The organism is Flavobacterium collinsii (assembly GCF_902804485.1).
In the GTDB taxonomy this organism is placed as follows: domain Bacteria; phylum Bacteroidota; class Bacteroidia; order Flavobacteriales; family Flavobacteriaceae; genus Flavobacterium; species Flavobacterium collinsii.
This window is the reverse complement of record NZ_CADCST010000077.1, coordinates 65,570-83,590: the sequence shown is the minus strand read 5'-3', so window position 1 is coordinate 83,590 and position 18,021 is coordinate 65,570. Positions and strand designations below refer to the sequence as shown.

At 36.3% G+C, this 18,021-nt stretch carries 13 protein-coding genes; 8 read left to right on the top strand and 5 right to left on the bottom strand.

Annotated features, from left to right (window positions below):
• Positions 1–19: 19 nt before the first annotated feature.
• The 3 genes from FLA105534_RS09140 to FLA105534_RS09130 are packed head-to-tail and all read right to left on the bottom strand — an operon-like array spanning position 20 to position 7,134.
• Positions 20–2,662: a S9 family peptidase gene (locus FLA105534_RS09140; RefSeq protein ID WP_173965818.1), complete on the bottom strand. Its 2,643-nt coding sequence runs from the start codon at positions 2,660–2,662 to the stop codon at positions 20–22.
• An 11-nt stretch (positions 2,663–2,673) separates the two neighbouring features.
• Positions 2,674–4,095 (bottom strand): RagB/SusD family nutrient uptake outer membrane protein, encoded by a 1,422-nt coding sequence (locus tag FLA105534_RS09135; protein WP_173965816.1) that lies wholly within the window; start codon positions 4,093–4,095, stop codon positions 2,674–2,676.
• A gap of 15 nt (positions 4,096–4,110) precedes the next feature.
• Entirely contained in the window at positions 4,111–7,134 is a 3,024-nt protein-coding gene (locus FLA105534_RS09130; RefSeq protein WP_173965814.1) for a SusC/RagA family TonB-linked outer membrane protein, read from the bottom strand.
• Between the two features lie 600 nt (positions 7,135–7,734).
• Between FLA105534_RS09130 and FLA105534_RS09125 the strand changes: the two genes are divergently transcribed.
• Entirely contained in the window at positions 7,735–7,989 is a 255-nt protein-coding gene (locus FLA105534_RS09125) for a helix-turn-helix domain-containing protein (RefSeq protein ID WP_173965812.1), read from the top strand.
• 58 nt (positions 7,990–8,047) lie between these two features.
• Positions 8,048–8,329: a hypothetical protein gene (locus FLA105534_RS09120; protein ID WP_217427695.1), complete on the top strand. Its 282-nt coding sequence runs from the start codon at positions 8,048–8,050 to the stop codon at positions 8,327–8,329.
• A gap of 289 nt (positions 8,330–8,618) precedes the next feature.
• Here FLA105534_RS09120 and FLA105534_RS09115 read toward each other — a convergent pair whose 3' ends face one another.
• Complete coding sequence (locus FLA105534_RS09115) at positions 8,619–8,795, bottom strand: histone H1 (protein WP_173965808.1); 177 nt, start codon at positions 8,793–8,795, stop codon at positions 8,619–8,621.
• Positions 8,796–8,929: 134 nt separating this feature from the next.
• Positions 8,930–10,597 carry a tetratricopeptide repeat protein gene (locus FLA105534_RS09110; protein ID WP_173965806.1) on the bottom strand — a complete coding sequence of 556 codons (1,668 nt, stop codon included), beginning with the start codon at positions 10,595–10,597 and terminating at the stop codon, positions 8,930–8,932.
• A gap of 378 nt (positions 10,598–10,975) precedes the next feature.
• Here FLA105534_RS09110 and FLA105534_RS09105 point away from each other — a divergent pair, with 378 nt between their 5' ends.
• The 6 genes from FLA105534_RS09105 (at position 10,976) to FLA105534_RS09080 (ending at position 18,000) form a co-directional block, all read left to right on the top strand.
• Positions 10,976–11,656 (top strand): hypothetical protein, encoded by a 681-nt coding sequence (locus FLA105534_RS09105; RefSeq protein WP_173965804.1) that lies wholly within the window; start codon positions 10,976–10,978, stop codon positions 11,654–11,656.
• Positions 11,657–11,972: 316 nt separating this feature from the next.
• On the top strand, positions 11,973–12,818 hold the full coding sequence (locus FLA105534_RS09100; protein WP_173965803.1) for a helix-turn-helix domain-containing protein: 846 nt from the start codon (positions 11,973–11,975) through the stop codon (positions 12,816–12,818).
• A gap of 167 nt (positions 12,819–12,985) precedes the next feature.
• Positions 12,986–13,828 carry an RteC domain-containing protein gene (locus FLA105534_RS09095; protein WP_173965801.1) on the top strand — a complete coding sequence of 281 codons (843 nt, stop codon included), beginning with the start codon at positions 12,986–12,988 and terminating at the stop codon, positions 13,826–13,828.
• 236 nt (positions 13,829–14,064) lie between these two features.
• Positions 14,065–14,373, top strand: coding sequence for a helix-turn-helix domain-containing protein (locus FLA105534_RS09090; RefSeq protein WP_173965799.1), 309 nt, complete (start codon positions 14,065–14,067; stop codon positions 14,371–14,373).
• Between the two features lie 84 nt (positions 14,374–14,457).
• A complete protein-coding gene (locus FLA105534_RS09085; protein WP_173965798.1) occupies positions 14,458–15,906 on the top strand; it encodes a DUF3945 domain-containing protein in 1,449 nt (482 codons plus the stop codon).
• A 6-nt stretch (positions 15,907–15,912) separates the two neighbouring features.
• Positions 15,913–18,000, top strand: a complete 2,088-nt coding sequence (locus FLA105534_RS09080; protein WP_173965796.1) for a type IA DNA topoisomerase — start codon at positions 15,913–15,915, stop codon at positions 17,998–18,000.
• Positions 18,001–18,021 lie beyond the last annotated feature (21 nt).

The following is an 18,021-nucleotide window of genomic DNA, read 5'->3' as shown; positions in this document are numbered from 1 at the left end:
ATTTATTGTTATTCTAATCCTATTTTGTACCCGCAGTGATCCACTGAGCTGGTGGCTCTTTTTTTAAGTAATAATCAAACCACTGCTGTGTCCGTAATGTTAGATCCTTTTGATTGTTTCTATTAAAAACTACGTGAGGTTCATCGGGATATACTAACAGCATATGCTTTTTTTGTAATCTTCGCAGAGCAATATAAAAAGCAACGCTTTGATCCCAGGAAACAGTCGGATCTTCTTTACCTGTCCATTGCAATAAAGGTGTTGTAATATTGGCTGCATGTAGTATTGGCGAGTTACGAAAATAGCTTTCCTTATCCTCATAGAATGTCTTGCCCATTCTGAATAGCTGGCTTTCGAACCTCCAAGCCTCCGGGGCTTGAATATCTTTACCGATACTAAAATACCACCTTGTAATATCACTTATCCCGGCTCCTGATACTGCTGCTGAAAAAATATCTGTCTGCGTGATAATAAAAACAGATTCGTACCCTCCGAAAGAATGTCCCGTTAAACCGATTTTTTCAGGATCCACAAATCCCATATCGGTTACTTTTTTGACTGCCTCCAAAACACACGCTGTCGCTGAAACACCCGGATCTCCAGATTCATAAACGATATCTGGCAATAAAACAAAATAACCATTCAAGGTATAATTCGTAACATTAAAACCTTCATCATTATATAGGGAAGGATTTGTATATTGGTGAAGACCTGCTGATCTTATTTCGTAAATATGTACTATCATCGGGTATTTTTTTTCCTTGTCAAAATCCCCCGGATACAATAATATACCTTTGAGTGCCTGACCGGTTTTATTTGTATAATGAATGAGTTCAGATCTGCCCCAATTGTAGCACTTCTGCTGGGGATTGCTGGCGAATAGTACTGTGCTTTTTGAACTTTTATCTGCTTTAAATAACAAAACCGGAGAGGTATCAAACTTTTGTTCTATAAAGACGTACGAGTTATTTTTAGATTTATGTATTTGATCAATTGCACTGTCATTATGTAATAGTAATTTTTCCCCTTCTTTAGCATTCCAAATATAATATCCAGTAGAACAATCATCTTTATCGGAAGCTTCTAAAATTAGCTCTTTTGACAAATCAAACACCGCTGTACTTCTTGCGCCATATTTTGCCGAAAATTTATTTGAAAATTCATACGGACTGATTCTGAAAACGATGTTCTTCTCACGTCCATGCGTAAGTCTTTTACAACCGCTGCCATCCAAAGCTGCTATCCAAAGGTCATAGGTATCATAAAGTAATATGTATTTTCCATCCGAACTCCAACCGGGACAATTATAAGGAGAAATTGGAGGTGCAAAATCATCATTTTTTGAATCCCAGACAGTTGCAATACCACTGGTTAGATTTATCTGTTTGTTTTCTTCAGGATCATAAAGCCACCAGTTAGCATCACGATAATAGGCTACTTGATTTCCATAAGGAAAAATAATGAGGTTGTTTTCATCAGTGGACTGTTGTTTTAAAAAAAGCGAGCGCGTGTTCTTTTTCAAATCGGTAATATAATAATCAACATCCCCATCTAATTTATAGTTTGGGGCGTAGGATTTAGGATTTGAAAGAATGGCATAGTCTTGCTTTCCTGTTAATTGAACATTGGGTAATTCAGTGAAAGATACTGGCATAGAAATACTATTCTCTGGAAACCAAACGGAAAGTTTGGCTGCATCTTCCCAATTGCCCACACTTTTTTCCATAGGATATACCCAAGGTGCATTACCATTCCAAATTTCTACCTCATTATTTTTTGTATCTGACGATACAGAATTATTCTTTTTAACACCGAAAAACACTTTAGTACCATCATCCGAGATAGTCAGTTTCAAATCGGCTGCGATATGCATCCCTGACATTTCTTTGAGGTCTTGCAGTTCAAGCGCAGTCAGTTTTTTCTGTGGTACTCGATATAACAATAGCGTATTACTTTTGGTCAGGCTACCTGTCTCTTTTAAAAAAGCAATACTATTTCCATTTCTTTGCCATGTAAGGGTGTGAAATGGATGCCCATTCTCTGAAATAATTAGATCTCTCCTGTATTTTTTTAAATCAATATGCCCGACAGTATGGTTATCTGATAAATCACTACTATAAATCAGTGCGTCTCTTTTATCATTTAGTACATATTCTGTAACGCCTTCGATAACATCTATAGCTTCTCCATCTTCATCCCTGATGGACATGGTACTTTTGGAACCGTATTTATTGGCTAACGTAATAATGTATTTCCCGTTGTTTACGATCTCTAAACGAGCTACATCAGACAGTTCTATCTTTCTTTGCGTGTCCAGATTAATAAGTATTAATCGCTTTTCAGGTTCCTGATAAGTAAAAATAGAGCCTTTTAAAAATTTACCATTTGCTCCTTTTGGAAATGAATATATCTTATTTTCGCGAGTACTTTTAACAAAGAGAGTATCTTCTTTGTTTTCATAGTTTAGTTTATAACTCACCCAATTCCCCGTTTCAGACAGTGCCACATTACTAAAAGTGCTCCACTGGGAATAGTCGTCCTGGGTCAAATGCTTTTTCAGCTGGGCAATTGAAGTACAGCATACTAGTAAAAATACACTCACCATAATTTTTGTTGTCCTAAAATGAGCGATTTTATGATTTATTCTATTAATTTTTTCCATTTTAGATCAAGTTAATACCCGGGGTTTTGTGGATTTAAATTGGGATTAGCATTTAATTCTTGTGCTGGAATTGGCCAAAGCGCATCATTATCGGACCATTTCGGTTTTGAAATGGAAAGGGCTGAATCAAGATTGCCCACTCGTTTTAAATCAAAAAAACGATGCCCGAATTCGGTGAAAAACTCCAGGCGGCGTTCCTTAATAATGGCTTCCCGAATCTCGATTGAAGAAACCGCATCTGTATTGGGCAGTCCCGCTGTATGACGGATGACATTCAAATCTTCTTTTGCTCCAATCAGGTCCCCTTGCAGGGCGCGTGCCTCTGCCCGGATTAGGTATTGTTCCGCAAGACGAAACACAATTGAATACTCATTAGAATCTGCTGCTTTAGCATTACGTTTGTATTTAAACGAGTGATACCACGTAGTCGTTCCCTTTGTAATGGCTCTAATCCAATGTATTTTTCTTTGGTCTATTGGATCAAAGGCATTGACCAAATTAATAGTGAGTGCTACTGTAGGAGGGGGGGCGGAATTAAAAACAAATAAATTGCCTTCCTTAGTATTGCCACTATCACTATCGGGTTTAAACTGCCATATGGTTGTAGTACTTTCTTTTAGAAATATCTTGTCTAAATCTGGTTCCCAAGAATAAAGGGGATTGTTTAAAACAGCTGATGCGCTATTAGCAGCTTCTGCCCATGATCCCATGTAGAGATAAACTCTGGCTAATAGTGCCTGTGCAGTGGCCCTGTTTGGTCGAACTCGTTCCGGTGAACTGTACTTCTCAGGTAGTACTAAGGTCGCTTCCTCTAAATCGGTAATTATTTTGCCATAAATTTCGGGGGTTGGTGCTTTATGAATAGTACTGTTATAGGTGTAATCAGTTGTAGTTACATAGGGAATATCTCCATAAAGATTAAGCAAATAAAAATGAATTAAGGTCCGCACAAAAAGTGCTTCTCCCCGTAATCTGTCCCTATCTTTCTGTGCCAATGAATGGGATGCTGAAATACCTTCTACTACGGCATTTGCCGCGTATATTATATTATAGCTTTGATTCCATAAGTCCTGTATGCCAGCCTCAGCCGAGTAAAGAGAATTTGTATAGAAATAATTGGGATCGTTAGATTTGTAATAATCGAGTTCATCTGTATACAGTCCCAGTCTGCAAGTTAAACCGGTAGAATTACCGGTGAGTAATCCTGTATCGCGAAGTTTTGCGTAAACTCCGGTCATAGCTGCATTTGCAGTAGTCACGTCTTCAAATACAGTTTTAGAAGTAAGCTGTGAAGTGGGCAGGTCAACTTCTACAAAGTTGTCACATGAAGTTGTGAGGATAACTATACCAATTAAAATTGAAATAGCAATCACTCTGATACTTGTCCGTTTTTCAAAAATGAAAAGCAGAAATGCATTGTATATAGTTGTCATAATAAAAGTATTGTGTTAGAAAATCAGTTGAACACCGATGGTATATATCTTTAATGGCGGAAGATATCCGGTGTATTTAAACTCTGGATCTCCTCCCTTGTATGGAGTAATTGTTAATAGGTTTTGTCCTTGAAAAAAAAGTTTGCACTTTATCTTTTTTTCCATTTTAAATGGTAAATCGTAACTCAGCGAGATGTTTTTTAGTCGAATATAGGATCCGTCTACAATAATCGCATCGCTGGATTTGTAATTGTAAAAGGCTGTTACAGCTTCACTATTTAGCCCTGTGGTATTCTGTTGATAGGTTGTATTATCACCTGTCGTTTGCCATGCACTGGTCATTTCAGCTCTTTGGTTATAAAAAGCTCCTCCGGGAACATTAGCGATATAATCGTAGGTTTTTTGCTTGACAAACTGGAATAGAAAGTCTAATTGCACATTCTTAAATTGAAACTGATTTTGTATCCCTCCAAAATAATTTGGAGTCAAATCTGCAATCGTCTTTCTGTCCTTATCGGCGGTAATAATGCCATCTCCATTTACATCTTCAAATTCATAAAGTCCCGTTTGCGTATTGAGTCCTGTATAATGAAAAACTTTTGTAATATTTAAAGATCTTCCTATTACATAATTATCTACATACGTTGAAGCCTCTAGTCCAGGGAACGAAATAAGCCTGTTTCTTGATACGGCTATATTGAAATTTGTTGTCCAACTAAAATTCTTATGATCGATATTTAGCGTTCGAAATGTAAATTCGAATCCGCTGTTTTCAACGGTAGCGTCCAGGTTCGCGTTTACGGATGAAAATCCTGTAGTACCGGGAAGCGGTATACCCACAAGTTGGTTTGAAGATCTATTGAGATACCAGGCTGTAGTTAGAAAAATGCGGTCATGGAAAAAACCGGTTTCCAGTGCAACTTCAAATTTTTTATTGATCTCCCATCCAAAATTAGGATTGAACAGCCTTATTGGATCTAATCCGTTTCCCTGATATGATTTTCCTGACGAATCATAAGTATTCAGAAATTGATAGTCTCCAATTTGATCATTTCCTGTAGTCCCATAACTGGCTCGCAGCTTTCCAAAGCTTATTATACGAGTGTTGTTTTTTAAAAAAAAATCATTTGAAAACAACCACGCTGCCCCAACTGCCCCAAAAATTGCAAACTGCTTGCCAGGACCAAAACGACTTGAACCATCTCTTCGTCCTGTTAAGTTGAGTATAAAGCGTTTTTGCCAATTGTAATTAATCCTTCCAAAAAATGCCTGATAACGATACACCGTCTCATCACTCATGAACGTAAAGACAGAAGTTGCCGAAGCCAGATCATATAACAAGCTATTGTTTGCAAATCCATATCCCATTTGATACAGTCGGTTGGTCTTTTGCTGCTGTGCCGTAGCACCTAGCAATACATCAAATTCTCCCTTCCAGACTGTATGGTTCCAACGTATTTGTGGTTCAAATATCCACGATTGTCTTCCTGTTACATTGGTTAGTAATACAGATTCGCTACTACCGATTTCATACGCTGGATTATACATTGTAGAGGGCATGGTGCGCATCTCATTATTATTAAGATCAGTAAATCCTAAATTTGCTTTAATTTCCAAATTAGGAACGGGCTCATAGCTGAGTACTGCATTTGCAAGCAAGTCATTGGTTTTGATTTCCCCTGTACTAAGCAGGCTTGCGAGCGGATTGTCAAAGGTGTTGTTCTCCCAATTTAAATTCCCATCACTATCGTAGAGAGCTGGGGCATTTGGTGCCAATGATCTTGATATGCCTGTTAGGTCTGTGGAGGGTTGATTGTTTTTCTGTGAAGTATACCCTGCTGAAACGATCAATTTAAACTTTTTGTCGTCTGAGACATGGTTCATGTTAAAGTGGACTGCTCCCTTATTATATCCAAAGTCGCCCGGAAATACAGTTGTTTCTGTTCGGTAGTTGCCACTTAAAAGATATTGGGTAGATTCTGAACCTCCTGCTATAGCAAGCTGAGTATTGGTTATCTGAGCGGTTCCACCAATAAACGCTGCCTGCCAATCGGTATATCGATTTTGATCCCATGTGCCATTAATATCATATGCTGAATCGGGATAAACAGTTATACCGTCATTAAAAAAAGCTTGTCGTCGCATTTCTAAATATTGACTGGTGTTCATAAGATCGATCATCTTGGTTACTTTTCCTATACCGGATGATGCGTTAATAGTAACGGTTGTTTTACCTGCTTTTCCCTTTTTGGTAGTAATCAGTACCACACCATTTGCGCCACGTGAACCATAGATTGCGGTGGCATCTGCATCTTTAAGTACTTCTATGCTTTCAACATCAGACGGATTAATACTGTTAAGCGGGCTTGTTTGGCTGGCTGTTGTTGTAGAAGTTTCATTTGAACCTATTGATTCGGATGAATAAGGCACACCGTCAATAATATAAAGAGGGCTGTTACCATCTGCTCGTAAGCTATTTTGTCCTCGTATTTTTATTTGGAACGATCCGCCCGCAGTACCTCCATCTTGTATAACATCTACTCCTGCCATTCGCCCTTGCATTGTTGCCAATACATTGGTAACAGGTTGCTTTTCGATATCTTTTGAATTGATTTTTGAAATACTTCCTGTACGTTCGCTTTCTTTTACGGAATAATAACCGGCATTTACTTTTACTTCTTGAAGTGCCGTTGCATCTTCATGTAGCTGGACATTGATTACCAACCGTCGGGCAACGGGAATTTCTATTGTTTTAAAACCAATGTAGGTAAAAATTAAAATATCATCAGGCGATACTGCTATCATAAATTTACCGTCGAAGTCTGTGACGACGGTATTTTTCTGGTTTTTCACCGAGATACTGACCCCGGCAAGAGGCCCTATACCATCGGTCACGATACCTGTGATCTGTGTTTGTTGTTGTGAAACAGGAAACCGCAAGGTATTCCGTGCTAAGGCTGGTGTGCAAAAGAGGTAGAACCCGAAAATAAACGGATACCAAAGTGCTGCCAACCCTTTGTTCAATGAAAAAGTTTTCATAATTTTGGGTTAGTTAATTTGAAACGAAAGTTTTTGTTAATTCAGCTCTCTACACGTGTCGCAAACAGTGGGTAGAGGGCTTTTTGTTTGTATAGTTTCAGTACTAAAATATGCTGAAACTAAGATTGATTTTGCCTTTTTTAAAGCCTGCAAACTGTGCAGTTGACTAATTCAAAAAAAATAAGACAGCGCAGGCCTTTAAATAATTTAGGACTTTAAAAGTTTTTAATTCATAGGGATAAAGGTTTGGTTAGGAAATAGATAGGTACGAGACTATGAATAATGAAAAAGCAGTGCTAAGAATATAAGTTAAGGAGTTTGCTTAAAATAAAAAGGGCAGGTACTCAGCTTATTGCTCCTAAGGTACTGGTATACCCGTACGCGAATAAGTGAGCCCACGCCCTTTAAGGCGTGAGCATTATACTTATCGTCCTGCGCGTACGAAAATTACCAGTTTTAAGGAGCAGGATTCAAAGCGAATGCTTCAAATATTTTCAGATGAAGTATCGCAAAATTAATAATTCTATTCAAAAGTATAGAAAAAAATTATGTAATGCAAATGCATTACATATAAAATGTAAAAAAAAATGAAATTGCTATATGGGAAATTTAAGAGCGGAGGATATAATTTTAAGAGATCAGATCAAATTAAGGCTTAAAGAGTTAAGAGAAAAAGCAAGCCAAAATAAGTCTAATCTTTCAAAGGATGTTGAAATAGACAGACAGAACTTTCAAGCATGGGAAAAGCTCGATATAAAAAGAGGAATGAGTATTTATTCTATCGGTAGGGTTTGTATAGCATTAGGAATTACTCTTAAGGAATTTTTCGATAGCGATATATTCAGAAGTAAATAAAAAATTTCTTAGCAATATAATTTAACAAATATCTTGTAGCGAATTCAATAAAAAAAATATGAAAATGAACCTTGTTAAAGAGACAGATGTTTTGAAAATATTTGACATTAGTAGTTTTAAAAAAGTATTAAAACCGATAAAAGTAACAAACACAGAGAAATTTCTTGATAGTTTAATAGAAAGAGCAGACTTAATACTTGGTTGCTTAGGTAGAAATTTTAGTTTGGAAGACCATAAGCACATAGATTTACATTGCGAAATTACTTGTAATACCCCTTTTGTATTCTCTGCACATGTAGGAAATGGTGCCAATTGTTGGATAACTGCCGAAAAAGAATGAGGTGAATCATTACAAGATCATAGAGATAAAAAGGAATTGCTGGGCTACTTAGAAAGCATAATTTTACCGAATACAATAGTTTTTAAAACTTTGAAACTAAATCAAAGAATTCAGAATTATAAAAGTGTTTTTACTTTAACATTAGAAGAATAGTTAATAGTTGAAAAATAACTACTATAAAATTACTAATTTGCAACTACTAAATATATCTCAAAATTAAAACGAAAGAATACTTATAAAAAATAACCTCACTAAAATTATTGAAGTGACGTTATTAGTTTGAATAAAATTATTTTTTAGATTCTTCGATAGAAACTTTTCTAAATTCTTTGAACATTTTTTCTAGTTCCAAAGAAGATTTACGAGCTCTGGCTCCTGCAGCTTTTACTCCTTTTTCTGATAATGATTCAGATTCTGTTTTGAACGTTTCGATTTCGGCATTAATTCTTGCAACTAAATCTTTCATGATAATACTTTATTAAATTAGAGCGTAAAAATAAAAGTTTGCCTTTTAGATGTAGAAAAAAAACTGTTAAAACTATTTATATTTTTTAAGCTATATTTATATATTATCTCCAAAAATATCCGGATAAACATACCTCAACTCTGTTCATCTTCCATTTTTAATTCTTCAATAAAATATTTTGGGGTTATCCCGGTACTGTTAAGAAAAGCTTTTACAAACCTTCGGGTAGTACTAAAACCAGCTTCCTCGGCTAGTGCCTCATGTGTATAATTTTGAAGCACTTTATTATTTCGAATCTTTTGGGCAATATAATCTATTTTAAGACTATTGATATATTCATTAAATTTTTTATTTCTGTGACGTATAATAATCACTGATAAATACTTGGTATTAGTATTAAAATAACCTGCCAGTTTAGTGAGATCCAAATCTTTTTCAAGGAACTTTTTACTATTTTCAAATTTTTGCAAACTTTTTAAAACCGAAGCCTCGGCACCTTTACTCATTGAGAAATCGGATTCATCAACCTTCTCAGGTTTAACTCTGTCGGCATCTTCAATTTTTTGAAGTAATTCTTCGTATTTTTTTCTCGCTTCCTTTTTATTTTTAAAATTTCGAACTATACTGTAAATTATAAATAACGACATAGCACTAAAGACAAAAATGGAGATTTGGTCATTATATTTTCGCATATTGAGCGAACTCTTAAGTTTTTGCTGTTCATCCACCAACTCCTTAGTATCATATTCCTTTCGGATTTTTCCTTGAAGATAGGTGTAAGTATTGTGCAGTTTCTTATCTACCTCAAGCAATTTTTCAACATAGTACAACTGAGTTTTGACCCTATTTTTGTCTTTATAATAAGAGATCATAAGCTCATAAGCTTCCCTCAAATCAGGACGTATATAATCCCTTTCAATATAGCTTTTATCTACTTTTTCAAAATAAGCCATCGCTTTTTCCTTATCATTTAAACCCCAATAACTTTTCCCAATATAAAAGTATCCGATCATCTCGTTGGAGAAATCTTTATTTGCGCGAATACCAGGCAATGATGAATGTATTTTTTCTATAGCTGTTGCGTAGTTGTGAAGCATGCATTGGTTAACACCTTCAGAATGTATGAAGTAGGATTCCATATCAAGATTCCCTGTTTTTTTCCCCTCTGCAATTCCTGTTTCATTTATAGAGGTACATTGTCCGTAATTGCCAATCTTGTTATAGCATAATCCCAATGAATGTAAAGAGTTTAAATATGCCCTAACGTGAGAATGCTTAAAGAAGTTGATACATTCCTGAAAAATTAAGATTGCTTCATCATAGTAACCCAGATATAATTTTATCTGCCCAATATGGTATTTCGTTTTGTAGATTAAGTATTTATTGTTTGTCTTTTTAATGTAGAAGTCTGCGATTAAATAAATATCCATAGCCTCGACGAGGTGTTTTTGCCCATAGTACGCAATGCCTTTCGAGAGATATGCTGACCCAATAATTTCATTGCTGTTTGATCTTTTAGCCGCTACAACCATACTATCTGCATATACAAGCTTTAGCCTATCAGGCGCATAGTGGACATAATTCTTATATCCATTTGAAAGTTCCTCCCAATTTTCTTCCGCTTTTGCTTTCATTAAGAATGACAGGAGGTATAAAGACCTCTTTTCCTTACTATTATTATCGTCTTCTATGCGATCAAAAAGATAGTCAAAATCTCTTTTTTTTAAAGAATCAGGAATCTGTTGTGCGTTTATAAAATGAATAGAGAATACTGATATTATAAGTAAATATTTTGCAATCATAGGTTAGGTTTAAGTTGGTTTGTGGGGAGAAATTTTTTAATAGAATTAGTATGCATGTTATTGATAATAAATGCTTTATGCGACGTGTAAATACTCCAAATATAATATAAAAACAGGAAAAAGCTACAAAAGGTAATGGTGAAAACACTATGGCAATTTTCGGAAAATGGCTAGCCTCATGCTGAAAATGTCCAGACAACCATTTGTGGGGGATGCTTTTAACTAATAGTTTTGGTTTTGAATTCAAGCAAAAAATCTGGATTTGATCCAGATTCCGTTCAGCTTTCCCCGGGTGAAAAATGAACTGACGAAAAAAAAGTAATCAGTCACATTTAACACATTGTACACATGAAAAATTTAAAAGTATGGGCAGTAATCTTGCCATTTTTAACTATTGCTTGTTCAGATGACTATACAAGCGAAACAACAAAAACTGAGCACATATCAAACAGTGCAAAGAAATTAAGCATCCAACCAGATAATGCTGCAAATCCGTTTGATATGGCAGGAAGTGTTCATAACGAAATTATGGAAACTCTGGAACAGACCAATTTTAATTCACAGTCCATTGAGCAGATCGCTATTTTGATCGATTCAGTTGCAACTATATGCCCTGGGATAATTTCATTATCAAATGATACTCCGTTGTCCAGCAGACTATCTGAAATCACATGGATAGTCAATAGCAATAATGCAGTTGATGATGTGTTGGCAGTATCCACACTGAGCACAATTGCCAAGACCAATCTGGTAACATTTGTAAATTCTCTTCTCTTAGCTGCTCCTGCTCCCTATGAGGATATTCACTCAATGATAGTGTCCTATGAGGCAGCTGTTCTCAACAACAGCACATTCAGTACCAATGATAAACGAATAATTCTCATTACAACTTCGGTTGCCCGATATGCAATCTACAGTGATGAGAGAAAAGATAAAGATTGGGAAACAGGTGTTTCGAGAATTGCTGCAGCAGTTTCAGGAGCAGAGCATGGAATTGTTTTAGGACTTAAAATGGCCTTGACCATTGGATTATGCCAAAACAATAATGTCACACAATGAACTGGATTGATCACATATTGATATACTATGAGAGGGAAATTGGCATTATTCTGAGTGTTCTTCTCATAGTATTAAATTTAGCTAGCCTTTATTTCATCATAGATTCTATGAACTATGATGAAATTACGGGTTATCTCACTCAAATGGAAATCAGATGCTTCGATCTATACGATTTCATGCGTGTATTGCTCATCAATACATTGTTGAATCTGCTATTTGTGTTTGCCGCACTATTTGCCAGAATTACTAAGGATCACTAAGAGAAGTTTTTTTAAAACTTCAATGACTTCAACGGTTAAATCTAAAAGACAATATATTGAATATTATAACAGATAAACTCTGGCTGACAGAGTTAAAAGTACTGTATCTTGTTGATTTTACATCTATCAAGGCATGTAGTAAACTTTTGAACCCGGATTGGTTTTCGTTGATATTAGTAGTGTCGGGCACTGTAAGTTTTTCAGGAGACTCATTTAATATTCGCCTTTCGTCAGGAGATATATCAACTTTACCCAACGTAACCCAGGTTAAAACTATGAGGTTGCCTCTTCGAATTTGTTTTGTATCCTGTACAAGGGATTTTGAAATTACGAACAGGGTCGCAAGATTTGGAACCGGCTATATCGAAGTGCTGACCAATCAATCGCCTTTTGTACTCTCACTTACTAAAACCGAAACAGCCGATATGGTAGAGCTGTTTGGACTGCTAAAGAAAAACATTCAAGGCAGGTATCCAATTTTTCAAAACAAAATGATTCTGCTAAGTTTTGAGCTGATACTCTATAAGTTCAGCGGGCTATGTTATAAATATGGCGAAAATATAGCAGTTCATTCACGCAATGAAATAATTGTAATGAGTTTCATTGCACTGGTCCAACAGAATTGTAAAGCGAACCATGATGTAAAGTTTTATGCAGATTCTTTATTTGTTAGTAAAGGACATCTGCGCAAAGTTGTTAGTGGGGTAATAGGAATGTCTGCCAAACGTATTATAGAAATGGCAGTTATATCGGAGGCATACGAACTGCTGGCAAATGATACCCTATCAATAACTGAGATAGGAGAACAGCTAAACTTTAGCAGCTGTGCATCATTTAGCGGATTTTTTAAAAGGCAGACAAAATTAACACCAACCCAATATCGCATAAACCTCAAATTTTAATTAGAACATAACTGTAAATTTATTAAACCGTAATATCTTTTACTAATTGGTTTTGCTTGTGAAATAGTCCTACTTTAAATCCTGGTGCCACGTATAGGTGCTATAGACATTGTAATGTTTATAGCCTGGAAGTTTCTGTAAAAGATATGGCATTAAACCCACGTACTATGAAATCACTGAATTCAATTATTTCCGAAATCCATATTAAGGAAGATAAAGTTTCTCGCGAAACTTCCCATTTAATCGATGAGGCTTCCCAAATGACACTCTATCTGAAAGAACTGTTACATTCCACCAGAGAATATATTTTAAAAGAGGGATTTAAAAATCAGGCAGAGGAAATTGAATTCTTTAGAGATATTAAACCTCAGATTTTAGGACGGCTGATTTATTATAACAAGGTATTTCGAATCGAGACTGTCTGCCCTGTAAAGGACGGAAAGATGTACCAGAAGTTTTTTATGGGTCAGTTTCAGGAACTCAAGCAAGAATTTAAGGAATATATATGCGGATCACATTTTTATCGGTATTACAGATCAGGAAGAACTGATAGGGATGAGGAATATTTTATAAGAGGAAAAATTAATTATAGAGATGGTCTGAGTAGTTATGTTTTTGAAATAGACCATCAGTTTTCCACTTATTATGATTCTAAAATAGCACGAATTATAGCCAATGAGCTTATTTATAACTATTTGATAACAAAAATAAATCCCGATGAGTCTGCCGGTTCTTTACTACAAAGCCCGGATGCGACTAAAGATATTTTCTGGACAGATTCTAAAAATGCACTTATTGAATTAATTTATGCACTTTATGCTTCAGGAGTGATATCACATGGTAAGATTGGAATTCGCAAAATTACCCTGGTCTTTCAAATACTTTTTCACATACCACTGGGCGATATACATCACTCTTTCCATCGAATGAAAGACAGGGCAGGTACCAGAACATCTTTTCTGGACCATCTCAAATTATCCTTAGAGCAATATATGGATAAAGGATTATAGTAAATTAAAAAAGGTAAAATACAGCGCAATGCGCTGTATTTTTTTTGCCCATACTTACCAATTGACAAAGTTCTAACTCTTGATAATAGTAATACCTATTTCTATTGCAAGCCCAATAATACAGGCTTTTATAGTATCAATCTATAAAAAAAAAGTGCTTGCCAATGGGCACAACTTGGCAGAAAATACTTTTTTCATGAATCAATTTTGTGGTGTTGAACCTAAAAAGATTGATTATGAATGTGGACAGAATAGAGTTTATGGCGTGGATGGAACGAATCATGGAGAGGTTCGACATCCTTATGGAAATGACAAGCGGGGCGAAAAATCAACATACTGCTATTGATGGAGAAGAACTGCTGGACAATCAGGATATTTTGCAAATGTTGAAAATAAGTGCCCGGTCGCTGCAGCGTTACCGTTCCTCAGGCAAACTGCCTTATTATACAATCAGTGGTAAAATTTATTACAAACTCTCAGATGTACACCAGTTCGTCAGGGAAAGTTTTAGCGCTCCCATGCCTAAAAATAAAACCAATGAGTGACAAATAGTTCCAAGAGGTACCAGTACGTGTAAAATAATAAAGGCCTCTTTTACTTTCGGTATTAAACTTTAAAAATGGAAAATTATGAGCGAACAAACCTTAGATAAAATGCAATCTCCTGAACAATTATCGGAAATATTACTGGTACTGGATAAAGAGAAAATGAAAATTATGGCTGTAAAAGGTATCGATGAAAAAGGGAATCTGGAAACTGTTGAACCTACAAAGAAGAACCAGAATCAATTTATGAAAATTGATAAACAGGGTGATCTTTTTTCCAACTTCTTCTCCAATTTTTTCAGTCAGTTAAAAAATCCAACCAATTTTTCATTTTTCAAAACGCCGGAATTATTGGCTATTGATACTGCAAAAGAAATACAGAAACAGATCGATCAACCAACGGCTGAAGGCGAACAATTAATGAAGCAACACGAAGTGAAAGCTGAAGGGAAACACGATCATAAACAAGAAAATAAAAACAATATGGAAACACCACAAACACCACCGGAAACAAACGAATATAAATACAAACCCGAACAGATCGATTGGGAAACCATGAACAATCTGGGATTGAGTAAAGAGAAACTTGAAAAAATGAACCTGCTTGACCCATTGCTCAAGGGCTACAAGACCAATGAACTTGTACCTGTAAGTCTTAACCTTGGAACCGCAGTTACCCGTATGGATGCACGCTTATCACTACAGCACAATGATGACGGGCAGGTTGTGGTTGCCATTCATGGCATCCGAAAAGAGCCGAATCTAAACTATGCTTTTTTCGGCCATCAGTTCACTAAAGAAGATAAAGACAACCTGCTCCAAACTGGTAATATGGGTCGTGTGGTCAATCTCACCAACCCAAAAACGAATGAAACTATTTCTTCCATTGTCAGTGTGGACAGGCTTACCAATGAACTGGTGGCATTGCGCACCGATTTTATTAAAATCCCTGAAGAAATCAAAGGGGTAAAGCTAAATGAAGAGCAGAAGCAAACCTTACAGGACGGCAAGCCACTTTATATAGAAGGAATGGTCTCCAAGAAAGGAGCTGCTTTTGATGCCACTATACAATACAATGCCGATAAACGTTTTGTAGAGTTTCTCTTTGACAGAGGCACCAATAAACAAACGCAGGGCAATGAGCAAAACCAATTTCAGGAAGCTCCGAAAATCTTTAGAGATAAGGAATTGGATAAAGACCAATATCAAAAGTTCAAAGATGGCCAAACCATTTATGTCAGCGGACTTGTAGACAAAAAAGGAAAGGAATATAATGGTTATATCACTTTTAATAAGGAAATCCATAAGACAGATTTTTCTTTTCAAAACCCAGACAAAATCAAAGAGCAGGCAAAACCAACTGAAGCGTATAAAACGCAGACAGCGGTTAATTCTGAAGGCAAAACCAATGAAGCAACCAAGAACAGCAAAGAGCCATTGAAATCAGGACAGGAAAATCCCGACAGCAAGAAACAACAGCAGGAGCAGGAAGCATACCAGGAGCCTGCCAAATCGAAAGGACGTAAAATGTAAGATGTTATGAAAGTAGTTATTGCAGAAAAACCAAGTGTGGCTAGGGAAATAGCCAGCTTGTTAGGAGCGAACGTAAAAAAGGACGGCTACATAGAAGGTAACGGTTATTTTGTTACATGGGCTTTTGGGCATTTAATAGGATTGGGTATGCCTGAGGATTACGGTATTTCCGGATTTCAGAAATCCTCCCTGCCAATACTGCCCAATCCCTTTTTATTAACGGTACGCAAAGTTAAAAAAGACAAAAGCTATATTGCCGATAAGAGTGCGTTAAAACAGCTCAAAATAATTGAAGAGCTTATTGACCGCAGCGAAAAGATTATTGCAGCTACCGATGCCGGACGTGAGGGAGAATTGATATTCCGCTATATCTACCAGTATTTGAAATGCAACAAACCTTTTGAACGTCTTTGGATCAGTTCACTTACTGAAAAAGCAATCCAGAAAGGATTTGAGAACCTAAAACCCGGAAGTGATTTTGACGGATTATATCTGGCAGCACAGGGCAGGAGCAGAGCCGACTGGCTGGTTGGGATCAATGCTTCGCAGGCACTTTCAATTGCAGCAGGGGATGGTGTTTATTCACTCGGAAGAGTGCAGACACCTACACTGGCTTTAATTTGCAGGCGATATCTGGAAAACAGAAATTTTTCAGTACAGCAATACTGGCAAATACAATTGTCACATATAAAGGATTTCGCAGACTTCAAAAGCCTTTCCAAAAACAAATGGGATGATAAAAAACAGGCAGAAGATGCGATGAAGTCCATTGAAAGAAACAATAATACCGCTATAGTTACATCCATAGAAACTAGAAATGTGACCGAACAACCGCCTTTACTGTTTGATCTTACCGGCCTGCAAAAAGAAGCCAATAAAAAACTGAACCTATCAGCTGAGGAAACCCTGAATATTGCCCAAAGCCTTTATGAAAAGAAATTTATTACCTATCCACGTACCGGAAGCAAGTACATTCCTGAAGATATGTGGGCTGAAATACCCAATTTAGTCAGGGCTTTGCAGGATATGACAACTTTCAGGGAAACGGTAAACAAATTGAAATTAGGTCATTTTAATAAACGTATAGTGAATGATTTGCGTGTTACCGATCATCATGGTCTGCTGATTACAGATAAAATTCCTTTGACATTACCGGCAAAGGAAAATGCGGTTTACAATATGATTGTCCTTCGAATATTGGAAGCAATTTCAGAGGCCTGTACAAAAGAAATAACCGATATTTCTTTAGAAGTTTTACATTATGATTTTACACTTAAGGGCTGTAAAATAATAAATCCGGGCTGGCGTCTGATCAAAGGAAGTTTCTCTGAAGATGACAACGAACCGATGCAGGAACTTCCTCAACTTAAAAAAGCGGATGAACTCAAAATCAAAGACGTCTCAATTCTGGAAAAGAAAACCAAACCGCCTGTGCTTTATACAGAAGCCGGACTTTTATCTGCTATGGAAAATGCAGGAAAGGAAATTGAGAACAAAGAGGAACGCAAGGCATTACAAAGCATCGGTATCGGTACACCCGCCACAAGGGCCGCTATTATTGAAACCTTATTTACCCGTAATTATATTATAAGGGAAAATAAATCCCTGCTGCCAACTACAAAAGGATTGCAGGTATATGAACTAATCAAAGAAAAGAAAATTGCGGATGCAGCCATGACTGCCGAGTGGGAACTGATTTTACAAAAAATTGAAAATAACCAGGCGGATGCCGGAGATTTTCAAAAAGAAATAGAAGATTATGCTACAGCGATTACCAATGAACTACTGCAAACACCAATTGCACAAAACAATCTGCCAGAGCTAGTTTGCCCAAAGTGTAAAAAACAACAATTGGTAATCAGGGACAAAATTATCAAATGTCCTGATGAATCCTGTAACTGGTTACAATTCCGAACCGTGTGCGGTGTACATTTAAGTATAACGGACATTGAAAGTCTTGTGATTAAAGGCAAAACCTCCCTTATTAAAGGATTGAAAAGCAAATCAGGAAAGAAATTCGATGCTTATATCGTACTCAATGATGAAGCAGAAAGTTCCTTTGAATTTGAAATATCTAAAGCAATAAAGAAATAATAACCAAAGCAACTCTAAACA